The 26,354-nt window shown below is 54.1% G+C and carries 19 protein-coding genes; 14 read left to right on the forward strand and 5 right to left on the reverse strand.

Features of this window, described 5'->3' with window-relative positions; all coding sequences use genetic code 11:
• Positions 1-102: 102 nt before the first annotated feature.
• Entirely contained in the window at positions 103-1,071 is a 969-nt protein-coding gene (gene trxB / locus ACQG0S_RS07385) for a thioredoxin-disulfide reductase (RefSeq protein ID WP_022647616.1), read from the reverse strand.
• 543 nt (positions 1,072-1,614) lie between these two features.
• Here trxB and lrp point away from each other — a divergent pair.
• The 10 genes from lrp to ACQG0S_RS07435 all read left to right on the forward strand — a co-directional run bounded on the left by lrp (position 1,615) and on the right by ACQG0S_RS07435 (position 15,625).
• The gene (lrp, locus tag ACQG0S_RS07390) at positions 1,615-2,109 is read left to right on the forward strand and encodes a leucine-responsive transcriptional regulator Lrp (RefSeq protein ID WP_000228469.1); all 495 of its coding nucleotides are present in this window, start codon (positions 1,615-1,617) and stop codon (positions 2,107-2,109) included.
• A gap of 135 nt (positions 2,110-2,244) precedes the next feature.
• A complete protein-coding gene (locus tag ACQG0S_RS07395) occupies positions 2,245-5,928 on the forward strand; it encodes a DNA translocase FtsK 4TM domain-containing protein (RefSeq protein WP_048966913.1) in 3,684 nt (1,227 codons plus the stop codon).
• A gap of 127 nt (positions 5,929-6,055) precedes the next feature.
• Positions 6,056-6,670 carry an outer membrane lipoprotein chaperone LolA gene (gene lolA / locus ACQG0S_RS07400; RefSeq protein WP_022647618.1) on the forward strand — a complete coding sequence of 205 codons (615 nt, stop codon included), beginning with the start codon at positions 6,056-6,058 and terminating at the stop codon, positions 6,668-6,670.
• A 9-nt stretch (positions 6,671-6,679) separates the two neighbouring features.
• The gene (gene rarA / locus ACQG0S_RS07405) at positions 6,680-8,023 is read left to right on the forward strand and encodes a replication-associated recombination protein RarA (protein WP_048966914.1); all 1,344 of its coding nucleotides are present in this window, start codon (positions 6,680-6,682) and stop codon (positions 8,021-8,023) included.
• Positions 8,024-8,115: 92 nt separating this feature from the next.
• A complete protein-coding gene (serS, locus tag ACQG0S_RS07410; protein ID WP_003858266.1) occupies positions 8,116-9,408 on the forward strand; it encodes a serine--tRNA ligase in 1,293 nt (430 codons plus the stop codon).
• Positions 9,409-9,619: 211 nt separating this feature from the next.
• Positions 9,620-12,064, forward strand: a complete 2,445-nt coding sequence (gene dmsA, locus ACQG0S_RS07415; RefSeq protein ID WP_023299718.1) for a dimethylsulfoxide reductase subunit A — start codon at positions 9,620-9,622, stop codon at positions 12,062-12,064.
• A 10-nt stretch (positions 12,065-12,074) separates the two neighbouring features.
• Positions 12,075-12,692, forward strand: coding sequence for a DMSO/selenate family reductase complex B subunit (locus tag ACQG0S_RS07420; protein WP_017384545.1), 618 nt, complete (start codon positions 12,075-12,077; stop codon positions 12,690-12,692).
• Between the two features lies 1 nt (position 12,693).
• The gene (locus ACQG0S_RS07425; protein ID WP_023299719.1) at positions 12,694-13,557 is read left to right on the forward strand and encodes a dimethyl sulfoxide reductase anchor subunit family protein; all 864 of its coding nucleotides are present in this window, start codon (positions 12,694-12,696) and stop codon (positions 13,555-13,557) included.
• Between the two features lie 274 nt (positions 13,558-13,831).
• Positions 13,832-14,980 carry an MFS transporter gene (locus ACQG0S_RS07430; RefSeq protein WP_022647622.1) on the forward strand — a complete coding sequence of 383 codons (1,149 nt, stop codon included), beginning with the start codon at positions 13,832-13,834 and terminating at the stop codon, positions 14,978-14,980.
• Between the two features lie 123 nt (positions 14,981-15,103).
• A complete protein-coding gene (locus ACQG0S_RS07435; protein ID WP_032624534.1) occupies positions 15,104-15,625 on the forward strand; it encodes an anti-virulence regulator CigR family protein in 522 nt (173 codons plus the stop codon).
• A gap of 36 nt (positions 15,626-15,661) precedes the next feature.
• Here ACQG0S_RS07435 and pflA read toward each other — a convergent pair whose 3' ends face one another.
• The 4 genes from pflA to ycaO form a co-directional block, all read right to left on the reverse strand.
• Positions 15,662-16,402, reverse strand: coding sequence for a pyruvate formate lyase 1-activating protein (pflA, locus tag ACQG0S_RS07440; RefSeq protein ID WP_003858250.1), 741 nt, complete (start codon positions 16,400-16,402; stop codon positions 15,662-15,664).
• A 203-nt stretch (positions 16,403-16,605) separates the two neighbouring features.
• Complete coding sequence (pflB, locus tag ACQG0S_RS07445; RefSeq protein ID WP_022647624.1) at positions 16,606-18,888, reverse strand: formate C-acetyltransferase; 2,283 nt, start codon at positions 18,886-18,888, stop codon at positions 16,606-16,608.
• A gap of 51 nt (positions 18,889-18,939) precedes the next feature.
• Positions 18,940-19,797 carry a formate transporter FocA gene (gene focA / locus ACQG0S_RS07450; protein ID WP_017384832.1) on the reverse strand — a complete coding sequence of 286 codons (858 nt, stop codon included), beginning with the start codon at positions 19,795-19,797 and terminating at the stop codon, positions 18,940-18,942.
• A 405-nt stretch (positions 19,798-20,202) separates the two neighbouring features.
• Complete coding sequence (ycaO, locus tag ACQG0S_RS07455; protein ID WP_022647625.1) at positions 20,203-21,963, reverse strand: 30S ribosomal protein S12 methylthiotransferase accessory factor YcaO; 1,761 nt, start codon at positions 21,961-21,963, stop codon at positions 20,203-20,205.
• A gap of 127 nt (positions 21,964-22,090) precedes the next feature.
• Between ycaO and ACQG0S_RS07460 the strand changes: the two genes are divergently transcribed.
• The 4 genes from ACQG0S_RS07460 to cmk all read left to right on the forward strand — a co-directional run bounded on the left by ACQG0S_RS07460 (position 22,091) and on the right by cmk (position 26,255).
• The gene (locus ACQG0S_RS07460) at positions 22,091-22,783 is read left to right on the forward strand and encodes a DUF421 domain-containing protein (protein ID WP_023299721.1); all 693 of its coding nucleotides are present in this window, start codon (positions 22,091-22,093) and stop codon (positions 22,781-22,783) included.
• 162 nt (positions 22,784-22,945) lie between these two features.
• On the forward strand, positions 22,946-24,034 hold the full coding sequence (serC, locus tag ACQG0S_RS07465) for a 3-phosphoserine/phosphohydroxythreonine transaminase (RefSeq protein WP_022647627.1): 1,089 nt from the start codon (positions 22,946-22,948) through the stop codon (positions 24,032-24,034).
• Between the two features lie 68 nt (positions 24,035-24,102).
• Complete coding sequence (aroA, locus tag ACQG0S_RS07470) at positions 24,103-25,386, forward strand: 3-phosphoshikimate 1-carboxyvinyltransferase (RefSeq protein WP_038415776.1); 1,284 nt, start codon at positions 24,103-24,105, stop codon at positions 25,384-25,386.
• Between the two features lie 185 nt (positions 25,387-25,571).
• Positions 25,572-26,255, forward strand: coding sequence for a (d)CMP kinase (gene cmk, locus ACQG0S_RS07475; protein WP_015570968.1), 684 nt, complete (start codon positions 25,572-25,574; stop codon positions 26,253-26,255).
• Positions 26,256-26,354: the final 99 nt, after the last annotated feature.

Genomic DNA, 26,354 nt, shown 5'->3' on the forward strand with positions numbered 1-26,354 from the left:
AGGTGACGTTATAAGAAATTAGACATCTGCATGTTACACGTGAGCAAAAATAAAGGCGACCAGTGGCCGCCTTTATTTACGTTTGTTACTGACTTGTAAAGATTATTTACCTTGTTCTGCCAGTCCGTCCAGATAGCGTTCTGCGTCCAGCGCGGCCATACAGCCGGTGCCCGCAGAGGTGATCGCCTGACGATAAATATGGTCCATCACGTCGCCAGCCGCGAAGACGCCTGGGATGCTGGTCTGCGTCGCATTGCCGTGAATGCCAGACTGCACTTTGATGTAGCCGTTCTCCAGCTCAAGTTGGCCTTCGAAAATGGCCGTGTTCGGGCTGTGACCGATTGCCACAAACAGGCCTGCCACCTCCAGCGTTTCGACGGTGTCGGTGTTCTGCGTATCACGAATTCGCAGACCTGCCACACCCATCTGATCGCCGGTCACTTCTTCCAGCGTACGGTTGGTATGCAGCACAATGTTGCCGCTCGCCACTTTATCCATCAGGCGTTTGATCAGGATCTTCTCGGCGCGGAAGGTGTCGCGACGGTGGATCAGGTGTACTTCTGAGGCGATGTTCGCCAGATACAACGCTTCTTCCACAGCGGTGTTGCCGCCGCCGATCACCGCAACTTTCTGGTTGCGATAGAAGAAACCGTCGCAGGTCGCGCAGGCTGATACGCCGCGCCCTTTGAATGCTTCTTCAGACGGCAGACCGAGATAACGGGCAGAGGCACCGGTAGCGATGATCAGCGCATCGCAGGTGTATTCACCGCTGTCGCCGGTCAGACGGAACGGACGGTTCTGCAAATCCACTTTATTAATGTGGTCGAACAGGATTTCGGTTTCGAATTTAGCAGCATGCTCGTGCATGCGCTCCATCAGCAGCGGCCCGGTCAGGTCGTTCGGGTCGCCCGGCCAGTTTTCCACTTCCGTGGTGGTGGTCAGCTGACCGCCTTTTTCCATCCCGGTAATCAGTACCGGTTGCAGGTTAGCGCGTGCAGCATAGACCGCTGCGGTATATCCCGCAGGTCCAGAACCAAGGATTAGCAGCTTACTGTGTTTGGTCGTGCCCATGAGATCCCCATTGTTGTTGGCAGGCAATGGGCTGGATTGTAGGGAATTTGTTGCCGTAAAAAAAGAGCACGACAGTTTTGCTTCCGATATATGCAATAGTCACGCCCTATGGATCAGACACGGTCATATCACGTCTGCTACTGAAAATCGCGCGTTTATAAGGCAATAAAATGATGATTAATACCCCCCCGTAATGAATATCCGGCATCTTGTACTAAAAATCGATGTTTTGCTTTGACAATCCCCTGCGCTTTTGCGAAAACATTCAAGGAAGAAAAAAAGACGCATGAACTGCATGCCGAATAGACATGCACGTAAATGCCATTTTTACCGGGTCAGTGAAATCTACGCATGGTGTGGACAGACGCCATACGTGATGTCTGTGACTGCTTTCGGGCAACGGTCTTCTTACCGCAGAACCCGAATCCACATCGCGTCTAATACATAACCAGGCGATGTGATGAATAACGGGTGCAGGCTCTGAACAGTGATGTGCACAGGGTCCAGGCAGGAGTAGGGAAGGAATACAGAGAGACAATAATAATGGTAGATAGCAAGAAGCGCCCTGGCAAAGATCTCGACCGTATCGATCGTAACATTCTTAATGAATTGCAAAAGGATGGGCGTATTTCCAACGTCGAGCTTTCAAAACGTGTGGGACTTTCCCCGACGCCGTGCCTTGAGCGTGTGCGTCGACTGGAAAGACAGGGTTTTATCCAGGGCTATACGGCTCTGCTAAACCCGCATTATCTGGATGCCTCACTTCTGGTATTTGTTGAGATTACTCTGAATCGTGGTGCGCCGGATGTGTTTGAGCAATTTAACGCCGCTGTACAAAAACTTGAAGAAATTCAAGAGTGTCATCTGGTTTCCGGTGATTTTGACTACCTGTTAAAAACCCGTGTGCCTGATATGTCCGCCTACCGTAAGCTGCTGGGTGAAACCCTGCTGCGTCTGCCAGGCGTGAACGACACCCGTACTTATGTGGTGATGGAAGAGGTCAAACAGAGCAATCGTCTGGTTATTAAGACGCGCTAACACGGAACAGGTGCAAAATCAGTGTAGTTTGATTACACTCCTGTTAATCCATACAGCAACAGTGCCGGGGATACCCGGCGCTGTTGTCCGTTTTAGCACACAGGCAGGACATGCCTGATACCTGGAGAGCCTTTCTTGAGCCAGGAATACACTGAAGACAAAGAAGTCACATTATCTAAGCTAAGCAGCGGACGTCGTCTCCTCGAGGCGTTACTGATTGTTATTGCCCTTTTTGCCGTCTGGCTGATGGCCGCCTTACTCAGTTTCAACCCCTCAGATCCCAGCTGGTCGCAAACCGCATGGCATGAGCCTATTCATAACTTAGGTGGCGTTCCCGGTGCCTGGCTTGCGGACACGCTCTTTTTCATTTTCGGAGTGATGGCTTATACCCTTCCCGTCATCATTATTGGCGGATGCTGGTTTGCCTGGCGTCATCGACAGAACGACGACTACATCGATTATTTTGCCGTTTCGCTGCGCCTGATTGGCGCCCTGGCGCTGATCCTCACCTCCTGTGGGCTGGCGGCGATCAACGCTGATGATATCTGGTACTTCGCCTCCGGCGGGGTGATCGGCAGCCTGTTGAGCTCCGCGCTGCAACCGATGCTTCATAGCAGCGGCGGCACGCTGGCGCTGCTCTGTATCTGGGCGGCGGGCCTGACGCTGTTTACCGGCTGGTCCTGGGTGAGCATTGCTGAGAAGATCGGCAGCTTTATTCTGACGCTGCTGACGTTCGCCAGCAACCGTACCCGTCGTGACGATACGTGGGTCGATGAAGACGAGTATGAAGATGAGTACGAAGAGGAAGACGAGGCGCCTGTACAGCGGCGTGAATCTCGCCGCGCGCGTATTCTGCGCGGTGCTCTGGCGCGCCGCCAGCGCGTCGCTGAAAAATTTGCTAACCCGTTAGGCCGTAAAACGGATGCCGCGCTGTTCTCCGGCAAACGTATGGATGAAGACGAGCAGATTGAGTATCGCGGTGCGGCCGTCGACCCTGATGACGTACTGTTCTCTGGCCATCGAGCCACGCCGGGAGAGTATGACGAATACGATCCGCTGCTGAATGGCCACTCCGTGACTGAACCGGTAGCCGCTGCTGCTGCCGCAACGACGGCTGCTCAGGCCCATGTTGCGCCTGTTGAAGCCGTGATGCCGTCCTCGCCTGTTCCGGCACCGGAGTCCGCGATCCAGCAACCGCAGGTAGACTGGCAGACTGCGCCAGGCGTCCATACGCCTGAACCGACCATTGCGCCTGAGCCTGAAAGTTATATTCCTGTGCAGCAGGAACAGTGGCAGCAACCGTATCAGCCGCCTGAGCCTGCCAGCGTGCCGCAACAACCGTATCAGGCTTATACGCCCGAACCCGCTGTACCTGAACAGCCATACGTTGCACCGGTGTCTGAACCCGAAGTGGTGGAGGAAGCGAAGCCATCCCGTCCGCCATTATACTATTTTGAAGAAGTGGAAGAGCGCCGCGCCCGTGAGCGCGAGCAGCTTGCCGCCTGGTATCAGCCCGTGCCCGAGCCGGTGCAGGAGCCTGTTGCAAAAGCGCCTTCGGTCAGCGTTCCACCTGTAGAACCTACGCCAGCCGTTGCGTCGGGTGCAGAAGCCGTGAAGCAGGCAACGGCAGCCGCTGCCGCGTCCGCTCCGCTATTCAGCCCGGCAACCGACAGCGCCCCGCGTCCTCAGGTGAAAGAGGGCATTGGTCCACAGCTGCCGCGCCCTAACCGCGTGCGCGTACCGACTCGCCGGGAGCTGGCCTCTTATGGCATTAAACTGCCTTCCCAGCGTATGGCGGAAGAAAAAGCCCGTGAGTCCGACTACGAAGATGATGCCGACGAACTGCATCAGGATGAGCTTGCGCGTCAGTTTGCTGCCCAGCAGAATCAGCGTTACGGCGAAGAGTATCAGCATGACGTGCCTTCACAGCATCACGTGCCTTCACAGCAGGACGACGATGATGCGGCCGAAGCGGAGCTGGCGCGCCAGTTTGCAGCAACGCAGCAGCAGCGTTATTCCGGTGAGCAACCTTCGGGGGCAAACCCGTTCTCGCTGTCGGATTTCGAATTCTCACCAATGAAAGATCTGGTGGATGATGGCCCAAGCGAACCGCTGTTCACGCCGAGCGTAATGCCGGAAGCGGAGCCGGTGCGTCAGCCGCCTGCACCACAGGCTTACGTGCAGCCGCAACAGCCGGCGCCGCAGGCGTATGCGCAGCCGCAGACACCTTCTCCACCGCCTCAGCCACAGTTCCAGCAGCCAGCACCACAGCCGCAGGAGAGCCTGATTCACCCGCTGCTGATGCGTAACGGAGACAGCCGACCGCTGCAACGACCAAGTACGCCGCTACCGTCGCTGGATCTGTTAACGCCACCGCCAGCGGAAGTCGAGCCGGTGGATACCTTTGCCCTTGAGCAGATGGCCCGTCTGGTGGAAGCGCGTCTGGCTGACTTCCGCATTAAAGCGGACGTGGTGAACTACTCACCGGGCCCGGTGATCACCCGTTTCGAACTGAACCTGGCACCGGGCGTAAAAGCGGCGCGTATTTCTAACCTCTCCCGCGACCTGGCGCGTTCTCTGTCCACCGTGGCGGTACGCGTGGTGGAAGTGATCCCAGGCAAGCCTTACGTTGGCCTTGAGCTGCCAAACAAGAAACGCCAGACCGTTTATCTGCGTGAAGTTCTGGATAACACCAAATTCCGCGACAACCCGTCCCCGCTGACCGTGGTGCTGGGTAAAGATATCGCCGGCGATCCGGTGGTTGCCGATCTCGCGAAGATGCCGCACCTGCTGGTTGCGGGTACAACAGGCTCGGGTAAATCGGTCGGTGTGAACGCCATGATCCTCAGTATGCTCTACAAAGCGCAGCCTGAAGACGTGCGTTTCATCATGATCGACCCAAAAATGCTCGAACTGTCCGTCTACGAAGGCATTCCGCATCTGTTAACGGAAGTGGTTACCGACATGAAGGACGCCGCCAACGCATTACGCTGGAGCGTCAATGAAATGGAGCGTCGCTACAAGCTGATGTCGGCGCTGGGCGTGCGTAACCTGGCCGGTTATAACGAGAAAATCGCCGAGGCGGCGCGTATGGGCCGTCCGATTCCGGACCCATACTGGAAGCCAGGTGACAGCATGGATGCCCAGCATCCGGTGCTGGAAAAACTGCCTTACATCGTGGTGCTGGTGGATGAATTTGCCGACCTGATGATGACCGTTGGCAAGAAAGTGGAAGAGCTGATTGCGCGTCTGGCACAGAAAGCGCGTGCGGCGGGCATCCACCTGGTACTGGCAACGCAGCGTCCGTCCGTGGATGTAATCACCGGTCTTATTAAGGCAAACATCCCGACTCGTATCGCGTTTACCGTGTCGAGTAAAATTGACTCCCGTACTATCCTTGACCAGGGCGGAGCAGAGTCGCTGCTGGGGATGGGTGATATGCTCTATTCCGGGCCGAACTCCACCTCGCCGGTGCGTGTTCACGGTGCGTTTGTTCGCGACCAGGAAGTGCACGCGGTTGTGCAGGACTGGAAAGCGCGCGGGCGACCGCAATATGTTGACGGCATCACCTCTGACAGCGAAAACGAAGGTGGCGGCGGTGGTTTTGACGGCGGCGAAGAGCTGGATCCGTTATTCGACCAGGCGGTCAATTTCGTCACCGAAAAACGCAAAGCGTCCATCTCCGGCGTGCAGCGCCAGTTCCGTATCGGTTACAACCGCGCGGCGCGTATCATTGAGCAGATGGAAGCCCAGGGCATCGTGAGCGAACAGGGGCACAACGGTAACCGTGAGGTGCTGGCGCCACCGCCTTTTGAGTAATCTTCAGCGATTGCAAAGAAGGGTAAATCAGCAAAAATTAAGCATATTCTTCTGTCGCCTGCCTTCGGGCAGGTACAGAATAGAAACGGAACCCCCATATCGGGAAGACGTATTTTAAGGAATAACAATGAAAAAAATCGCCATCGCCTGTGCATTACTCTCCAGTTTTGTTGCCAGCAGCGTCTGGGCTGATGCAGCCAGCGACCTTAAAAGCCGACTGGATAAAGTGAGCAGTTTCCACGCCAGCTTCACGCAAAAAGTGACTGACGGCAGCGGCAACGCGGTGCAGGAAGGCCAGGGAGATTTGTGGGTAAAACGCCCAAATCTGTTCAACTGGCACATGACCCAGCCGGATGAAAGCGTTCTGGTGTCTGACGGTAAAACCCTGTGGTTCTACAATCCGTTTGTTGAGCAGGCGACCGCCACCTGGCTCAAAGACGCGACCAGCAATACGCCGTTTATGCTCATTGCCCGTAACCAGTCCAGCGACTGGCAGCAGTACAACATCAAACAAAACGGTGATGAGTTCGTCCTGACGCCAAAAGGCAGCAACGGTAATCTGAAGCAGTTCACCATTAACGTGAGCAGCAACGGTACCATCAATCAGTTCGGCGCGGTTGAGCAGGACGATCAGCGCAGCAGCTATCAGTTGAAGTCTCAGCAAAACGGCGCCATTGATGCATCGAAATTCACCTTTACCCCGCCGCAGGGCGTAACGGTGGACGACCAACGCAATAAGTAAGAGGCATGAGTGAGCAACCTGTCGCTCGATTTTTCAGATAATGCGTTTCAACCTCTGGCCGCCCGTATGCGGCCAGAAAATTTAGCGCAGTACATCGGTCAGCAACATCTGCTGGCTGCGGGGAAACCCTTGCCGCGCGCTATTGAGGCGGGGCATCTGCACTCCATGATCCTCTGGGGGCCACCCGGCACCGGAAAAACCACGCTCGCTGAAGTGATCGCCCGCTATGCCAACGCGGACGTTGAGCGCATCTCGGCGGTCACGTCGGGGGTGAAAGAGATCCGCGAGGCGATCGAGCGGGCGCGACAAAACCGCAATGCCGGACGTCGCACCATTCTGTTTGTCGACGAAGTTCACCGCTTCAACAAGAGCCAGCAGGACGCCTTTCTGCCGCACATTGAAGACGGTACGATTTTCTTTATCGGCGCCACCACGGAAAACCCGTCGTTTGAACTGAACTCTGCGCTGCTCTCCCGGGCGCGCGTGTATCTGCTTAAATCGCTGACCACGGAAGATATCGAAAAAGTTCTGACGCAGGCGATGGAGGACAACGCGCGTGGTTACGGCGGACAGGATATCGTTCTGCCGGACAAGACGCGTCTTGCTATCGCCGAACTGGTTAACGGTGATGCCCGTCGTGCGTTGAACACGCTCGAAATGATGGCCGATATGGCCGAAGTGGACGATGCGGGCAAGCGCGTATTAAAGCCTGAACTGCTCACCGAAATTGCCGGTGAGCGCAGCGCGCGCTTCGATAATAAAGGCGATCGTTTTTACGACCTCATCTCTGCTTTACATAAGTCCGTGCGCGGCAGCGCTCCGGATGCGGCGCTCTACTGGTATGCGCGTATCATCACCGCCGGTGGCGATCCGTTATATGTCGCGCGTCGCTGCCTGGCGATTGCGTCAGAAGATGTCGGTAATGCCGATCCACGCGCCATGCAGGTCGCTATTTCCGCCTGGGACTGCTTTACCCGCGTCGGGCCTGCGGAGGGCGAGCGTGCCATTGCGCAGGCAATTGTCTATCTGGCTTGCGCACCGAAAAGTAACGCGGTGTATACCGCCTTCAAAGCGGCGATGTCGGATGCACGTGAACGTCCGGACTACGATGTGCCGGTTCATCTGCGCAATGCGCCAACCAAATTGATGAAAGAGATGGGTTACGGGCAGGAGTATCGCTACGCCCATGACGAACCCAACGCCTACGCCGCCGGCGAGGAGTATTTCCCGCAGGAGATGGCACAAACCCGCTATTATCACCCCACAAATAGAGGTCTTGAGGGTAAGATTGGCGAAAAGCTCGCCTGGCTTGCCGGACAGGATCAAAATAGCCCTATAAAACGCTACCGTTAGTTCAATCGTTGCGGTAATGTTGGCAATATATCTCTGTGGCCGCAGGCTGTGGTCACTTTTTCCTCTTTTAATTCGATAAGCACAGGATAAGCATGCTCGATCCCAATCTGCTGCGTAATGAGCCAGACGCAGTCGCTGAAAAACTGGCACGCCGGGGCTTTAAGCTGGATGTAGATAAGCTGCGCGCTCTTGAAGAGCGTCGTAAAGTTTTGCAGGTACAAACAGAAAATCTGCAGGCAGAGCGTAATTCTCGATCGAAATCCATTGGCCAGGCGAAAGCGCGCGGGGAAGATATTGAGCCATTACGCCTGGAAGTGAACAAACTGGGTGAAGAGCTGGATCAGGCGAAAGCTGAACTGGACGTTCTTCAGGCTGAAATTCGTGATATCGCTCTGGCGATCCCGAACATTCCTGACGACAGCGTCCCTGTCGGCAAAGACGAAAACGACAACGTTGAAGTGAAACGCTGGGGTACGCCTCGCGAGTTTGACTTCGAGGTGCGCGATCACGTGACGCTGGGCGAAATGCACGCGGGCCTGGACTTTGCGGCTGCGGTTAAGCTGACCGGTTCTCGCTTCGTGGTAATGAAAGGTCAGATTGCTCACCTGCACCGCGCGCTGGCGCAGTTTATGCTGGATCTGCACACCGAGCAGCATGGCTACAGCGAAACCTACGTTCCGTATCTGGTTAACCACGATACGCTGTACGGTACAGGCCAGCTGCCGAAATTTGCCGGCGATCTGTTCCATACCCGTCCGCTGGACGAAGAAGCTGACAGCAGCAACTACGCTCTGATCCCAACCGCGGAAGTGCCGCTGACCAACCTCGTGCGTGATGAGATCATCGACGAAGACGATCTGCCAATCAAACTGACTGCGCACTCTCCATGTTTCCGTTCTGAAGCCGGTTCTTACGGTCGTGATACGCGCGGTCTGATCCGTATGCACCAGTTCGATAAAGTTGAGATGGTGCAGATCGTTCGTCCGGAAGAGTCTATGGACGCGCTGGAAGAGATGACAGGTCACGCAGAGAAAGTGCTGGAGCTGCTGGGGCTGCCATACCGCCGTATGGCGCTGTGCACTGGTGACATGGGCTTCGGCGCCTGCAAAACCTTCGACCTCGAAGTCTGGGTGCCTGCGCAAAACACCTACCGTGAAATCTCCTCTTGCTCTAACGTCTGGGATTTCCAGGCGCGTCGTATGCAGGCGCGTTGCCGCAGCAAGTCCGACAAGAAGACCCGTCTGGTTCATACCCTGAACGGTTCTGGTCTGGCGGTTGGCCGTACGCTGGTTGCCGTGCTGGAGAACTACCAGCAGGCAGATGGTCGTATTGAGATCCCTGAGGTGCTGCGTCCTTACATGAAAGGCCAGCAGTTCATCGGCTAATATTTTGCTGCAAAACAAAAAAGCGCCTCAGGGCGCTTTTTTTATATCTTTGATTTGATACGACGCAATATTCCCTCCCTCTAAAGTAGTAATACTCCTCCGAACGAAAGTTAGCATAAAACACCTGTAACGAAGGAATTCGTTATATATAAAACTACATAGCGGTATGCGCCGCCTCTCTTTTCTTTGTGAGCAACCAAAGTGAGTCTTTATGAAAATCAAAGCGCCTGAAGCGTTAATGGCTGCCGAGGTCACTCGCCGTGGGTTGATGAAAACCACGGCAATAGGTGGTCTGGCGGTTGCCAGCAGCGCCTTTACGCTTCCTTTTACCCGTCTGGCGTCGGCGGCGGAGGCTCTGTCTCCCGCTTCAGCCCCGGAAAAAGTGGTGTGGAGTGCCTGTACCGTTAACTGTGGTAGCCGTTGTCCCCTGCGTATGCATGTTGTGGACGGTGAAATCAAATACGTTGAAACCGACAATACCGGCGATGATAACTACGAAGGGTTACACCAGGTTCGTGCCTGTCTGCGTGGCCGCTCAATGCGCCGTCGCGTTTATAACCCGGATCGTCTGAAATATCCGATGAAGCGTGTCGGTAAGCGTGGAGAAGGGAAGTTCGAGCGCATTAGCTGGGACGAGGCCTACGATATTATCGCGACCAACATGCAGCGCCTGATCAAAGAGTACGGCAACGAATCCATCTACCTGAACTATGGCACCGGGACGCTGGGCGGCACCATGACCCGCTCCTGGCCGCCGGGTAAAACGCTGGTAGCGCGCCTGATGAACTGCTGCGGCGGCTATCTCAACCATTATGGCGACTACTCTTCCGCACAGATTGCCGCGGGCCTGAACTACACCTATGGCGGCTGGGCAGACGGTAACAGCCCGTCGGATATAGAAAACAGCAAGCTGGTGGTATTGTTCGGCAACAACCCGGGCGAAACGCGTATGAGCGGCGGTGGGGTAACCTATTATCTTGAGCAGGCGCGCGCCAAATCCAACGCACGTATGATCATCGTCGATCCGCGCTACACCGATACCGGCGCGGGGCGAGAAGACGAGTGGATCCCTATCCGCCCTGGTACCGATGCGGCGCTGGTCAATGCGCTGGCGTATGTGATGATCACTGAAAACCTCGTCGATCAGCCGTTCCTTGATAAATACTGCGTCGGCTATGACGAGAAGACGCTGCCAGCCAGCGCACCGGCTAACGGGCATTACAAAGCGTATATTCTTGGTCAGGGCAGCGACGGGGTAGCGAAAACCCCTGAGTGGGCATCCACCATCACCGGCATTCCAGTCGAACGTATTGTTCAGCTGGCCCGTGAAATTGGTTCAGCAAAACCGGCTTATATCAGCCAGGGCTGGGGACCGCAGCGTCACGCGAACGGCGAAATTGCCACCCGCGCTATTTCTATGCTCTCGATTCTGACTGGCAACGTCGGCATTCACGGCGGTAATAGCGGGGCGCGTGAAGGCTCGTATGAAGTACCGTTTGAACGTATGCCAACGCTGGATAACCCGGTTCAGACCAGCATCTCCATGTTTATGTGGACGGACGCGATCGAGCGCGGCCCGGAAATGACCGCGCTACGCGACGGCGTTCGGGGTAAAGATAAGCTGGATGTGCCAATCAAAATGATCTGGAACTATGCCGGTAACTGCCTGATCAACCAGCACTCAGAGATCAACCGCACCCACGAAATTTTGCAGGACGACAAGAAGTGCGAAATGATTGTGGTGATCGACTGCCACATGACCTCATCGGCGAAGTATGCCGATATTCTGCTCCCAGACTGCACCGCCTCTGAGCAGATGGATTTCGCGCTGGACGCCTCCTGCGGCAACATGTCCTATGTGATCTTCACAGACCAGGCCATCAAACCGCGCTTCGAGTGCAAAACTATCTATGAGATGACGTCCGAGCTGGCGAAACGTCTTGGCGTTGAGCAGCAGTTCACAGAGGGGCGTACTCAGGAAGAGTGGATGCGCCATCTGCACGAGCTCTCACGCAAAGCCATTCCAGACCTGCCGGACTTCGATACCTTCCGCAAGCAGGGCATGTACAAGCAGCGCGATCCGGAAGGGCATCACGTGGCGTATAAAGCCTTCCGCGACGATCCGCAGGCCAATCCGCTGACCACGCCGTCGGGCAAAATCGAGATCTACTCCGAAGAGCTGGCAAAAATTGCCGCCACGTGGGAATTGCCGGAAGGGGACGTTATCGATCCGCTGCCGATCTATACGCCTGGCTTCGAAAACTACAACGATCCGCTGACGGAGAAATTCCCACTTCAGTTAACCGGTTTCCACTACAAAGCGCGTGTTCACTCCACCTACGGCAACGTTGACGTTCTGAAAGCGGCCTGCCGACAGGAGATGTGGATCAACCCGATGGATGCGAAAGCGCGCGGCATCAGTAATGGCGATCGCGTACGTATCTTCAACGGACGTGGCGAAGTGCATATCGAAGCTAAAGTGACTCCGCGCATGATGCCTGGCGTTGTCGCGCTGGGGGAAGGGGCCTGGTATAACCCGGATGCGAACCGTATCGATCAGGCGGGCTGCATCAACGTTCTCACTACGCAGCGTCCATCGCCGCTGGCGAAGGGCAACCCATCCCACACAAACCTCGTTCAGGTTGAAAAGGCGTAAGGAGTAACCGATGACAACCCAGTATGGATTTTTTATTGATTCCAGCCGCTGCACCGGGTGTAAAACCTGCGAGCTGGCCTGCAAGGATTATAAAGACCTGACCCCGGACGTCAGCTTCCGTCGTATTTATGAATACGCGGGCGGCGACTGGCAGGAGGATAACGGCGTCTGGCATCAGAACGTCTTCGCCTATTACCTGTCGATTGCCTGCAACCACTGCGAAGATCCGGCCTGCACTAAGGTCTGCCCGAGCGGGGCAATGCACAAGCGCGACGACGGTTTTGTGGTGGTGGACGAGGATGTCTGCATTGGCTGTCGCTACTGCCACATGGCCTGCCCGTACGGTGCGCCGCAGTATAACGCGGCTAAAGGCCACATGACCAAGTGCGACGGCTGCCACAGCCGCGTGGCGGACGGCAAAAAGCCCATCTGCGTCGAGTCCTGCCCGCTGCGCGCGCTGGACTTTGGCCCGATTGAAGAGCTGCGTAAAAAACACGGTCAGCTTGCTGCGGTCGCGCCGCTGCCGTCTGCGCACTTCACGAAGCCGAGTATTGTGATTAAACCTAACGCCAACAGCCGTCCGACGGGTGACACCACCGGCTACCTGGCAAACCCGAAGGAGGTGTGAGATGGGAAGTGGATGGCATGAATGGCCGCTTATGATCTTCACGGTCTTTGGGCAGTGTGTTGCAGGCGGGTTTATCGTCCTTGCGCTGGCGCTGTTAAAAGGGAACCTCAATGCTGAACAGCAGCAGCGTTTAGTGTTGAGCATGTTTGGCCTGTGGGTGTTGATGGGGATTGGGTTTATCGCCTCTACGCTGCACCTGGGCTCACCGATGCGCGCGTTTAACTCCCTGAACCGTGTAGGTGCCTCTTCGCTGAGTAACGAGATTGCCAGCGGCGCAATCTTCTTTGCAGTTGGCGGGCTGGGGTGGTTACTGGCAGCGCTGAAAAAGCTGCCGTCAGGGTTACGTGCGTTGTGGCTCATCGTCACCATGGTACTGGGCGTTGTCTTCGTCTGGATGATGGTCCGGGTGTACAACACCATCGATACCGTTCCGACCTGGTACAGCGTCTGGACGCCGATGAGCTTCTTCCTGACCATGTTTATTGGCGGGCCGCTGCTGGGCTATCTGCTTCTGCGTGTAGCTGGCATTAATGGTTGGGCGATGCGCCTGCTGCCCGCGGTCTCGCTGCTGGCACTGGTCATCAGTACCGTTGTAGCGCTTATGCAGGGAGCGGAGCTGGCGACGATTCACAGCTCTATCCAACAGGCTTCGGCGCTGGTACCGGATTACGGTTCTCTGATGGCCTGGCGTGTGGTGCTGCTGACGGCGGCGCTGGTGTGCTGGATTGCCCCTCAGCTTAAAGGTTACGCGCCTGCGCTACCGTTGCTGTCACTGGCCTTTGTGCTGGTGCTGGCAGGGGAGTTAATTGGTCGCGGCGTATTTTACGGTCTGCATATGACGGTCGGTATGGCTGTCGCCAGCTAATTTTAGATTTTGTTATAAAAAGCCGGGACATAGTGCCCGGCTTTTCTTTTTTCATTCATGAAATTTTTCGACTGATGTTTCGCTGTTAAAATTCCCGGAAATAAATAAAAACAAATAGATAATTAATATTGGTAGCAGGCTTTGCATTAGCAGGATGAGTTTTTTAAATCGACAAGGCGCATATCGTGCGTGACGCCTGAATCGGTGGATTGACTTTGTTTTTGCCAGTGGCATGATGCGCACGAAATCTGAACTTCCTCACGGTTTTTAATCCATGACCACCTATACCCGCCCGGTGCTTTTGTTGCTCTGTGGCCTGCTTTTGCTGACCCTGGCGATCGCGGTGTTGAACACACTCGTCCCGCTATGGCTCGCCCATGAAAACTTACCAACCTGGCAGGTGGGTATGGTTAGCTCGTCCTTTTTTACGGGCAATCTGCTGGGAACCTTATTAACGGGCAGCCTTATTAAGCGCTTTGGTTTTAACCGCAGTTATTATCTGGCGTCACTGATCTTTGCCGTCGGATGCGCCGGTTTAGGACTGATGGTCGGCTTCTGGAGCTGGATGGTCTGGCGCTTTATTGCGGGCGTTGGCTGCGCCATGATCTGGGTGGTGGTTGAAAGTGCGCTGATGTGCAGCGGCACGTCCCGTAATCGCGGGCGTCTGCTGGCGGCTTATATGATGGTTTACTACGTCGGTACCGTTCTGGGACAACTGATGGTCAGCAAATTCCCAACCGACCTGATGAGCGTTCTGCCATGGGTAACAGGGATGGTGCTGGCCGCAATTCTGCCGCTGCTCTTTACCCGTATCGTGAACCAGAGCAGTGAGCATCAGGAGGCCACGCACGTTTGGCCGATGCTGAGACTGCGTCAGGCGCGCCTGGGGATTAACGGCTGTATTATTTCCGGGATTGTGCTGGGGTCGCTCTATGGCCTGATGCCGCTCTATCTCAACCATCAGGGCGTCAGCGATTCCGGGATCGGTTTCTGGATGGCGGTGATGGTCAGCGCGGGGATTGTCGGCCAGTGGCCGATTGGCCGCCTGGCGGACCGCTTTGGTCGTCTGCTGGTGCTGCGCGTCCAGGTTTTCGTGGTCATCATGGGCTGTCTCGCCATGCTCAGCAACGCCGCGATGGCGCCTGCGCTGTTCATTCTGGGGGCTGCGGGTTTTACGCTCTATCCGGTCGCGATGGCCTGGGCCTGTGAGAAAGTTGAGCATCACCAGCTGGTGGCGATGAACCAGGCATTGTTGCTGAGTTACACCATCGGCAGTTTACTGGGGCCGACTTTTACCGCTATGCTCATGCAAAATTACTCTGATAATCTGCTGTTTATCATGATCGCCAGCGTATCGTTTATTTATCTGTTAATGCTGCTGCGCAAAGCGGGCGAGCACCCAACGCCAGTGGCACATGCCTGATTAAATAAAAGCCTGTCGATGACAGGCTTTTTTGTCCCTGTCACATATAAGACTTTTACTTATTGTGAGTTTTTACTGCCTGGCGATAATTCAAATGAGTTCTACCACTAAAAGGCAGCAATCATGTCTACTCGTCGTTTTTCCACTACCGCACTTGCCGTAGTGTTGGCTTTAACGTTTGCAACGGCTCCGGCCATGGCTAATCCTGGAAACGGGAATGGCGGTGGTCACGGAAACGGTGGCGGACAAGGTAATAGCGGCAATCATGGTAACGGGAACGCTGGTAACCATGGTAATAAGCACAATAACGGCCAGGATAATCCAGGAAAATCGGATAAGAGCTTTAAAAACAGCAACGATGTGGGTCATGATGTTGACGTCCGCGTGAGCTTCGATCATGCCCGCCATCTGGCACTGAATTACGGCTTAACGGGCTACGACTCTCTGCCTCCGGGTATTGCGAAAAACCTGGCGCGCGGTAAGCCACTGCCTCCGGGCATTGCGAAGAAAACCGTGCCAGCCGATATGCTGGGTCAGCTTCCTTCTTATCCGGGCTATGAATGGCGCGTGGTGGGTGACGACCTGGTCTTAATTGCGCTGAGTACCGCGATTGTGACTTCCGTGATTAACGGCGTCTTTAAATAGAATATAAAAAGGCCCGGTTTTCACCGGGCCTTTTCGTTAATACATGACCTTGTGGCCATACTGCTCAAGAATACCTTTGACGCGCTCCATCGTCTCTTTTTTCGGCGGCTTCACGCCATCGAGCTTGTACTCTTCACCCATTGCCACCCATTTGTGTTTGCCCAGCTCGTGATAGGGCAGGAGTTCAATTTTCTCCACGTTACCCATATCCCGGGTAAATTCGCCCAGACGATGTGCAGAATCATCATCATCTGACCAGCCCGGCACCACCACGTAGCGGATCCAGGTCTTGACGCCTTTGTTGGCAATGTATTTGGCAAATTCCAGCGTACGGTGGTTTGAGACGCCAACCAGATTCTGGTGGATCTCATCGTTCATCTGCTTGAGATCGAGCATCACCAGATCGGTCACTTCTAGCAGTTCATCAATAACCGGATCGTAACGGCGCACAAAGCCGTTGGTGTCGAGGCAGGTATGAATACCTTCTTTATGGCAGGCGCGGAACCAGTCGCGCACAAATTCAGCCTGAAGAATGGCTTCACCGCCGGATGCCGTCACGCCACCACCGGACGCGTTCATGAAGTGGCGATAGGTCACCACCTCTTTCATCAGATCCTCAACGGTGACTTCTTTACCGCCATGGGTGTCCCAGGTGTCACGGTTATGGCAGTACAGGCAGCGCATCAGGCAGCCCTGGAAGAAAGTGATAAAGCGGATCCCCGGGCCATCGACGGTGCCACAGGATTCAAAGGAGTGAATGCGACCAATAATTGACATTGCGGTGATATCTCCGAATTTGGCCCATCCGGGGGCCTATGTAGATGCACAGCTCAAAGGCTATGTCGAGTCTGTTTTGGCTGTTATCCATTAAGTATAGATAGCGGACAAAAGAGACTGATGAAGCGAGGGTGTTAAAAAGGCCCCACTTGCGTGGAGCCTTTATTGTACGCTTTTTAACGCGTGATTTCAGTCAATTCCACTTACATGGACTGAGTGAAAGTACGGGTGATAACGTCCTGCTGCTGTTCTTTCGTCAGGGAGTTAAAACGTACTGCGTAGCCAGATACGCGGATGGTCAGCTGAGGATATTTCTCAGGATGTTCCATCGCGTCGAGCAGCATTTCACGGTTCATCACGTTCACGTTCAGGTGCTGACCACCTTCAATGGACGCTTCGTGGTGGAAGTAACCATCCATCAGACCCGCGAGGTTAGTTTTACGTACTTCGTCGTCTTTACCCAGCGCGTTTGGCACGATAGAGAAGGTGTAAGAGATACCATCTTTCGCGTATGCAAACGGCAGTTTAGCAACGGAGGTCAGAGAGGCAACCGCACCTTTCTGGTCACGACCGTGCATTGGGTTAGCACCTGGGCCGAATGGCGCGCCAGCACGACGACCGTCTGGGGTGTTACCGGTTTTCTTACCATACACAACGTTAGAGGTGATGGTCAGAACAGACTGAGTCGGGATAGCGTTACGATAGGTAGTGAGTTTCTGAATTTTCTTCATGAAACGTTCTACCAGGTCAACCGCCATGTCATCAACGCGAGCGTCGTTGTTACCAAACTGCGGATATTCGCCTTCGATTTCGAAGTCGATAGCCAGACCATCTTCGTCACGAATTGGTTTAACTTTCGCATATTTGATTGCAGACAGGGAGTCAGCCGCAACGGACAGACCTGCGATACCACACGCCATGGTGCGAACGACGTCACGGTCGTGCAGCGCCATCAGAGAGGCTTCGTAGCTGTACTTGTCGTGCATGTAGTGGATGACGTTCAGCGCAGTGACATACTGCTTAGCCAGCCAGTCCATGAAGTGATCCATGCGCTCCATCACTTCGTCGAAGTTCAGAAGGTCGCCTTTGATCGGTTCAGACTTAGGACCAACCTGCATTTTCAGTTTTTCGTCAACGCCGCCGTTGATTGCGTACAGCATGGTTTTCGCCAGGTTTGCACGCGCACCGAAGAACTGCATTTGCTTACCAACAACCATTGGGCTTACGCAGCACGCGATAGCGTAGTCGTCGTTGTTGAAGTCCGGACGCATCAGGTCATCGTTCTCGTATTGCAGAGAAGAGGTGTCGATGGACACTTTAGCGGCGAATTTCTTGAAGTTCAGTGGCAGTTTTTCAGACCACAGAACGGTGATGTTCGGCTCCGGAGAAGGACCCATGGTGTACAGGGTGTTCAGGAAGCGGAAGCTGTTTTTGGTTACCAGAGTACGGCCATCTACGCCCATACCGCCGATAGATTCGGTTGCCCAGATTGGGTCACCAGAGAACAGCTCATCATATTCTGGAGTACGCAGGAAGCGAACCATACGCAGTTTCATGACCAGGTGGTCAATCATTTCCTGAGCGTCTTGTTCGGTGATTTTGCCTGCTTTGATATCGCGTTCGATATACGCATCCAGGAAGGTGGATACGCGGCCGAAGGACATTGCTGCACCGTTCTGAGACTTAACCGCGGCCAGGTAGCCGAAGTAGGTCCACTGGATAGCTTCCTGAGCGTTGGTTGCAGGACCAGAGATATCACAGCCGTATTTAGCCGCCATCTCTTTGATCTGACCCAGCGCACGGTGCTGTTCAGCAATCTCTTCACGCAGACGGATAGTCGCTTCCAGGTTTACGCCGTTTTCCAGGTCAGACTGGAGAGAGACGAACTGCGCGTATTTGTCTTTCATCAGGAAGTCGATACCGTACAGCGCAACGCGACGGTAGTCACCGATGATACGGCCACGGCCATAGGCATCTGGCAGACCGGTCAGAACGCCAGATTTACGGCAGTTCAGAATGTCTTTGGTGTAAACATCGAATACACCCTGGTTATGGGTTTTACGGTATTCGGTGAAGATTTTTTTCAGCATTGGGTCCAGCTCGCGGTTATACGCTTTGCAGGAACCTTCAACCATTTTAATGCCACCGAACGGGATGATTGCGCGTTTCAGTGGTGCTTCAGTCTGGAGACCAACGATTTTCTCAAGGGCTTTGTTGATGTAGCCAGCATCGTGAGAAGTGATGGTAGAAGCAACGGAGGTGTCAAAATCAACTGGCGCGTGAGTGCGGTTTTCCAGTTTAACGCCTTCCATTACGCTGTCCCACAGCTTGGTGGTTGCATCAGTCGCACCAGCCAGGAAGGATTCGTCACCTTCATACGGGGTATAGTTTTTCTGAATGAAGTCACGGACGTTGACTTCATTCTGCCAGTCACCTTTCGTAAAACCTTCCCAGGCTGTGGCTAACTTTTCATTAAGCTCGGACATGTAACACCTACCTTCTTAAGTGGATTTTTTATTTACTGCCTGAGACAACCATTAATGATGATCGCCGCCACGCAGGTAAATGACCCAGTATGTCAACCCAACTAACAGACCCCCACCGATAATGTTCCCGATAGTGACGGGGATCAGGTTATCAGTAATGAAATTCATAATAGTCAGGTGTGAAAAACTTTCCGGGGTTGAACCAACAGCAGTCCAGAACTCCGGGCTTGCAAAGTTGCGGATAACAATCCCCATCGGGATCATGAACATATTCGCAATACTGTGCTCAAAGCCGCTGGCAACAAACATCGCAACCGGCAGAACCATAATCATGGCTTTATCCATCAGGCTACGACCAGAGTAGCTCATCCAGACCGCCAGGCAGACCATCAGGTTTGCAAGGATGCCGAGAGCAACGGCTTCGATAAATGTATGGTGCATTTTGTGGTCGGCGGTTTGCAGGACGTTAAGCCCCCAGCCGCCGTTGGCGGTCATGTACTCGCCAGAAAGCCACATCAACAGAACAAAGAGCAGACAGCCAATCAGGTTGCCAACGTAGACGTTGAGCCAGTTGCGCCCCAGTTGACCCCAGGTAATTCTTCCGCTGGCTTTTGCCACAACAATCAGCACCGTTGAGGTGAAGAGGTCGGCGCCGCAGATGACGCAGAGGATCAGGCCCAGTGAGAAGCAAATACCACCAATCAGTTTCGCTATGCCGAAAGGCATCCCGGCAGTGCCGGTGGTGGCTGTGATATAGAAGACGAAAGCGATGGAGATGAACACCCCAGCCGTAATGGCCAGAAAGAACGTCGTCATCGGATGTTTCGTTGCTTTGTAGACACCCGCTTCTTCGGCAACTTTCGCCATCGCAGCGGGGAGTAATAGATCAAAAGGGTTGTCAGCTTTCACACTAACTCTCTCTTTATTAAGTCGGCGACGAGATACTAACAAAGCATTATAGAAGAGAAATTGATATAGATCATATCTCGCCTGGCTTATAGGCCCGCAGTGTGTATGGTTTTACAGCAAAAGCGGAGTAAGTATTTGATTATCCGTATAAAAATAAATTTTAAAAGTTATGAAAAGAGTTGAATTTTTTCCTTCAGCCTCCCGTGGAACAGTTAATTAAAATGGAGTATTTATTAGAATTAGTAACAGTAAAGCCCAGGTAAGCGTTTTTATATTTACCCGTGGTTAACTTAATTATTACAATTAAACGTCATTGCGGAAAAATAAAAAAAAGGGGCAATGAAATTGCCCCGTAATATAGCTCAGGCGATTGAATACGCCTACAGCCATTAATGTTATATGCGCTTATTTTGACCAGTAAGCGGCTTTAGCCTTCTGCAATTTTTCATACGCATTCAGCAGTGACTGATGCGCCGGGAAGGCTTTCAGATCGCTGTCAACCGCTTGCAGGCCATAGAACGGTTCTTCACCGCTCAGCGCAGCGCTGGCAGCTTCAACGGCATCTGCACCGTACATGCGGACGAAGGCGTTCAGATACTGCAATGGCTCGCGGTCGTCTTCCTGAGAAAGCAGGAGCAGCGTTTGCAGGCAACGGTAATAGTTAGTGCGCTCGGCGGAGAAGACGGACTGGTTAAACTCCATCGTCCACTCGGTCCAGGCCAAAGCCTGATCCAGATCGCCGCCCGCCAGCGCCAGCATCGCTTTTAGCTCGCCGATGCGCAGCGTGTACCAGCCGTTATCTTTTCCGGTTGCCAGACCCAGCAGTTCGCGTACGCGGGTGAAATCATCGTGTCCTTCTTCGTCCAGTTGGGCGATCAGGTTCAGATAATCTTCTTTATCCCACTCGCTGCCCGGCAGGGCCAGCAGGGTTTCACGCAGATGCGCGCCCATGCTGTTGTTCGCCAGCCACAGATCTTCTGCCGGATAGATGTCCGACATACCCGGCACAATAATACGGCACGCATAAACGCCGAGGTGTTCATAGTCGGCAATATAGACTTCCTGATCTTCCGCGTTGAAGATCGCCATCAGGGTGGCGAACTCTTCTTCCGTCGTACCGGCAAAGCTCCAGTCCACGAACGGATAGTCTGCGTCCTGTTTGAACATATCCCAGGAGATCAAACCGCTGGAGTCGATGAAGTGCGTTTCGAGGTTGGTGTGCTCGGCGACTTCTTCATCATCAAAGGTTGGCGGGGTGAATACGTCGAGATCTTTCAGGCTACGACCTTGCAGCAGTTCGGTCACGGTACGCTCCAGCGCCACGCCGAAGTCCGGGTGCGCGCCGAAAGAGGCGAAGCAGGTGCCATTTGCCGGGTTAAACAGTACCACGCAGATAACCGGATATTTGCCGCCCAGAGAGCCGTCATAAGCAAAGATTGGGAAACCTTCCGCTTCCAGTTTGGCGATGGATTCCACCACGCCCGGGTAGCGCGCCAGCACGTCAGCCGGGATCTCCGGCAGGCTGATGGATTCAGCAATAATACGGTTTTTGATGTGACGCTCGAAAACTTCAGACAACCCCTGTACACGCGCTTCGTTACGGGTGTTACCGGCAGACATACCGTTAGACACATACAGATTGCCTACGATGTTCATTGGAATGTAAACGGTCTGCTCGTCAGACTGACGGGTGAACGGCAGGGCGCAGATACCACGATCCTCATTGCCGGATTGCAGGTCGATCAGCATGCTGGCGGTCAGTTCGTTTTCCGGATCGTAGAACGCGCGCAGGCGGGCATCAAGAATGCCTTCCGGCAGTTCGTCGTCTTCGGGTAGCGGGAACCATTTTTCGTTCGGGTAGTGAACGAACGGGCCGTTGGCAATCGTTTCACCCAGCCAGAAGTCGGCGAAGAAATAGTTGGTGGACAGACGCTCAAAATACTCACCCAGCGCAGAGGCCAGTGCCGCTTTTTTGGTCGCGCCTTTGCCGTTGGTGAAGCACAGCGCACAGTCTTTGTCGCGAATATGCACGGACCAGACGTGAGGCACCGGATTCAGCCAGGAGGCTTCTTCGATATTAAAGCCCAGGTCGGTCAGTTTCTGCTGGAAGCGAGCGATGGAATCTTCCAGAGCGGCGTCTTTGCCGGGGATAAACGTTTGAGTCATGGCGTTCACTTTTATCGTACGTAAAGCGCGCAATGATACGGGTTTTGCGTGACGGGTGCTATCTCCGGCGAAAATAAATGGCTGGGCTATGCTTATAAGCAGTAACCTACTGTTAAGGCATAAAAAAATGAAAGCATTTGATCTCCAGCGGATGGCGTTTGATAAAGTCCCACCTGAGTTTTTAGGCGAAGTGGCGTTGCGTAGCCTGTACACCTTTGTACTCGTCTTCCTGTTTCTGAAAATCACCGGACGTCGCGGCGTGCGGCAGATGTCCCTGTTTGAAGTGCTGATTATCCTGACGCTGGGTTCGGCGGCAGGGGACGTTGCCTTTTATGACGATGTGCCGATGGTGCCGGTTTTTATCGTCTTCGTGACGCTTGCGCTGCTGTACCGGCTGGTCATGTGGCTGATGTCGAAAAGTGAAAAACTGGAAGATCTGTTCGAAGGAAAACCGGTGGTGATTGTCGAAGATGGTCAACTGGCTTGGGAGAATGTGCAAAGCGCCAATATGACGGAGTTTGAGTTCTTTATGGAGCTACGTATAAGCAGCGTTGAACAACTGGGGCAGGTGCGTCTGGCGATTATGGAAACGAACGGTCAAATCAGCGTTTATTACTATCCTGACGATGAGGTCAAGCCCGGCCTGTGCATACTGCCGGATATGCTTATCGAGCGATACAAAACCGTCCCTGATGCGGGCCAGTATGCCTGCATAAAATGCAGCCACGTGGTGGTCATGCAGGCGGGCGATCATCAATTATGCCCTCGCTGTACAAATCCAGAATGGACGAAGGTTAGCCGGGCTAAACGCATTACCTGACAGCGATTTTGTCGGTTTTGCGACAACGGTACGGCAGATTGTTTTGTTTGACGAGGGGCACATTTCTTCGGCCATAAGTTTTAGACATTGCGGCGCGTGTCACTGAATGATAAAACCGATATCCACAGTTATAACTTATGGCTTTTAGCGTGGTGAGGGGAAATGGCTCAAGTCTTTAATTTCAGTTCAGGTCCGGCAATGTTACCGGCAGACGTGCTCAAACAGGCTCAACAGGAGCTGTGTGACTGGAACGGTCTGGGTACGTCGGTGATGGAAGTCAGCCACCGGGGTAAAGCGTTTATTCAGGTGGCGGAAGAGGCAGAAAAGGATTTTCGCGATCTGCTGAACATTCCCTCGAACTACAAAGTATTGTTCTGTCACGGCGGTGGACGCGGTCAGTTTGCGGGTATTCCGCTCAATCTGCTGGGCGACAAATCCACCGCTGATTACGTTGATGCCGGCTACTGGGCGGCCAGTGCGGTAAAAGAAGCGCACAAATATTGCACGCCGAACGTTATCGATGCCAAAGTGACCGTTGACGGTATGCGCGCCGTGAAGCCGATGAGTGAGTGGCAGCTTTCTGACAACGCCGCGTATCTTCATTACTGCCCGAACGAAACCATCGACGGTATCGCTATTCACGAAGAGCCAGACTTTGGCGAAAATGTCATTGTGACGGCGGACTTCTCCTCCACCATTCTGTCCACGCCGCTGGACGTCAGCCGCTACGGCGTCATCTACGCGGGTGCCCAGAAAAACATCGGTCCTGCGGGTCTGACTATCGTTATCGTGCGTGAAGACCTGCTGGGGAAAGCCCATAAGTCTTGCCCGTCAATTCTGGATTACACCGTCCTGAACGACAACGATTCCATGTTCAACACTCCACCAACGTTCGCCTGGTATCTCTCCGGCCTGGTCTTCAAATGGCTGAAGCAAAAAGGCGGCGTGGCGCAGATGGACAAGATCAATCAGCAAAAAGCTGAACTGCTGTACGGCGTGATCGACAAGAGCGATTTCTACCGTAACGATGTCGCCAAAACTAACCGTTCGCGCATGAACGTGCCGTTCCAGCTGGCGGACAACAACCTGGATAACGTGTTCCTGGAAGAGTCCTTCGCGGCGGGTCTGCATGCGCTGAAAGGTCACCGTGTGGTAGGCGGTATGCGTGCCTCTATCTATAACGCGATGCCGCTGGAAGGCGTTAAAGCCCTGACTGATTTCATGATCGACTTCGAACGTCGTCACGGTTAATTGGCTGTTTTTCACCCCCGCAGCGTTCCTGCGGGGTTTTTATTATGTTGAGTTGAGAGTTAAGTTTCATGGAATCCCTGACGTTACAACCTATCGCGCGGGTAGATGGCACCATTAATCTGCCTGGTTCAAAAAGTGTCTCGAACCGCGCTCTGCTGCTGGCAGCTCTGGCAAACGGCACCACCGTCCTTTCCAACCTGCTGGACAGCGATGACGTGCGCCATATGCTCAATGCACTGAAAGCGTTGGGCGTTCAGTACGCGCTGTCAGACGATCGTACCCGTTGTGAAGTCACCGGTAACGGCGGCGCATTACATTCCGCTGAAGCGCTGGAGCTTTTCCTGGGTAACGCCGGTACGGCGATGCGTCCTCTGGCCGCTGCGCTGTGTCTTGGGAGCAACGATATTGTGCTGACCGGCGAGCCGCGCATGAAAGAGCGTCCGATCGGCCACCTGGTCGATGCCCTGCGTCAGGGCGGCGCGCAGATTGATTATCTTGAGCAAGAAAATTACCCGCCACTGCGTCTGCGCGGTGGTTTCACTGGCGGTAACGTTGAGGTTGATGGTAGCGTCTCCAGCCAGTTCCTGACGGCACTGCTGATGACCGCACCGCTGGCTCCAAATGATACCGTGATTAGCATTAAAGGCGATCTGGTCTCTAAGCCGTACATTGATATCACGCTGCACCTGATGAAAACCTTTGGTGTTGAGGTGGAAAACCAGTCATACCAACGCTTCGTGGTTCGCGGAGGCCAACAGTATCAGTCTCCGGGCAACTACCTGGTTGAAGGGGATGCGTCATCCGCGTCCTACTTCCTGGCCGCGGGTGCGATTAAAGGCGGTACGGTAAAAGTGACGGGTATTGGTCGCAACAGCGTGCAGGGCGACATTCGTTTTGCCGACGTGCTGGAAAAAATGGGCGCGGTTGTGACCTGGGGCGATGACTTCATCTCCTGTACGCACGGTGAGCTGAACGCCATCGACATGGACATGAACCATATTCCTGACGCGGCAATGACCATCGCCACCGCTGCGCTGTTTGCGAAAGGCACCACCACGCTGCGTAACATCTATAACTGGCGCGTAAAAGAGACTGACCGCCTGTTCGCAATGGCAACCGAGCTGCGTAAAGTGGGGGCGGTGGTAGAAGAGGGCGAAGACTACATTCGCGTCACGCCGCCGGCAAAACTGCAATTTGCAGAAATTGGCACCTACAACGATCACCGCATGGCGATGTGTTTCTCGCTGGTGGCGCTGTCAGATACGCCAGTCACCATCCTTGACCCGAAGTGCACGGCGAAAACCTTCCCGGACTACTTCGAACAGCTGGCGCGCATTAGCACCCTGGCCTGACGATCGTATGCCGCATCTCCTGATGCGGCATTTCCTTACGCTTTCTGACAGTCATCCTCTTTCATTTCTTCTACACTCTGCTTCAATCATTCCGTAATTTGCACGCAAAGGTAACAGTTGCGCACGTTGGCGCGTATAATGCGCGGCGTTCATGTAAACGGTATGCCTTAATTAAGGAGAAAAAGATGACGGCAATTGCCCCGGTAATCACCATTGATGGGCCAAGTGGCGCAGGGAAAGGTACTCTGTGCAAAGCGATGGCGGAAGCATTGCAATGGCATCTTTTAGATTCGGGAGCAATCTATCGCGTGCTGGCGCTGGCTGCGCTGCATCATCATGTAGATGTTGCGTCTGAAGAAGCGCTGGTACCGCTGGCTGCACATCTGGATGTGCGCTTTGTCTCTACTGATGGCAACCTTGAAGTGATCCTGGAAGGGGAAGATGTCAGCGGTGAAATCCGTACGCAGGAAGTGGCCAATGCGGCCTCTCAGGTGGCGGCTTTCCCACGCGTTCGTGAAGCGCTGTTACGTCGCCAGCGCGGTTTCCGCGAAGCGCCGGGGCTGATCGCCGACGGCCGCGACATGGGAACCGTGGTATTCCCTGATGCGCCAGTGAAAATTTTCCTTGACGCCTCTTCGGAAGAACGTGCTCAACGCCGCATGCTTCAGTTGCAGGAAAAGGGGTTTAGTGTTAACTTTGATCGCCTTTTATCCGAGATAAAAGAGCGCGATGACCGCGATCGTAACCGCGCCGTCGCACCACTTGTTCCCGCGCAAGACGCATTAGTGCTGGATTCAACCAGTTTAACTATTGAGCAAGTGATTGAAAAAGCGCTACAATATGCGCGCCAAAAACTGGCACTCGCGTAATCGCGACCGATTTAGCAGTACCCCCGCTGCAATGGATTGACGGCGGGTATGTGAAACAACCCCATCCGGCACGGAGCCAGGTGGACGTTAATATTAACC

This window comes from Enterobacter cloacae complex sp. 418I7 (assembly GCF_050030705.1).
GTDB lineage: Bacteria > Pseudomonadota > Gammaproteobacteria > Enterobacterales > Enterobacteriaceae > Enterobacter > Enterobacter intestinihominis.

Coding starts and splice junctions, on each gene's coding strand:
- trxB (WP_022647616.1), bottom strand. CDS start 1,071: ATGGGCACGACCAAACACAGTAAGCTGCTAATCCTTGGTTCTGGACCT.
- lrp (WP_000228469.1), top strand. CDS start 1,615: ATGGTAGATAGCAAGAAGCGCCCTGGCAAAGATCTCGACCGTATCGAT.
- lolA (WP_022647618.1), top strand. CDS start 6,056: ATGAAAAAAATCGCCATCGCCTGTGCATTACTCTCCAGTTTTGTTGCC.
- serS (WP_003858266.1), top strand. CDS start 8,116: ATGCTCGATCCCAATCTGCTGCGTAATGAGCCAGACGCAGTCGCTGAA.
- dmsA (WP_023299718.1), top strand. CDS start 9,620: ATGAAAATCAAAGCGCCTGAAGCGTTAATGGCTGCCGAGGTCACTCGC.
- ACQG0S_RS07420 (WP_017384545.1), top strand. CDS start 12,075: ATGACAACCCAGTATGGATTTTTTATTGATTCCAGCCGCTGCACCGGG.
- ACQG0S_RS07425 (WP_023299719.1), top strand. CDS start 12,694: ATGGGAAGTGGATGGCATGAATGGCCGCTTATGATCTTCACGGTCTTT.
- ACQG0S_RS07430 (WP_022647622.1), top strand. CDS start 13,832: ATGACCACCTATACCCGCCCGGTGCTTTTGTTGCTCTGTGGCCTGCTT.
- ACQG0S_RS07435 (WP_032624534.1), top strand. CDS start 15,104: ATGTCTACTCGTCGTTTTTCCACTACCGCACTTGCCGTAGTGTTGGCT.
- pflA (WP_003858250.1), bottom strand. CDS start 16,402: ATGTCAATTATTGGTCGCATTCACTCCTTTGAATCCTGTGGCACCGTC.
- pflB (WP_022647624.1), bottom strand. CDS start 18,888: ATGTCCGAGCTTAATGAAAAGTTAGCCACAGCCTGGGAAGGTTTTACG.
- ycaO (WP_022647625.1), bottom strand. CDS start 21,963: ATGACTCAAACGTTTATCCCCGGCAAAGACGCCGCTCTGGAAGATTCC.
- ACQG0S_RS07460 (WP_023299721.1), top strand. CDS start 22,091: ATGAAAGCATTTGATCTCCAGCGGATGGCGTTTGATAAAGTCCCACCT.
- serC (WP_022647627.1), top strand. CDS start 22,946: ATGGCTCAAGTCTTTAATTTCAGTTCAGGTCCGGCAATGTTACCGGCA.
- aroA (WP_038415776.1), top strand. CDS start 24,103: ATGGAATCCCTGACGTTACAACCTATCGCGCGGGTAGATGGCACCATT.
- cmk (WP_015570968.1), top strand. CDS start 25,572: ATGACGGCAATTGCCCCGGTAATCACCATTGATGGGCCAAGTGGCGCA.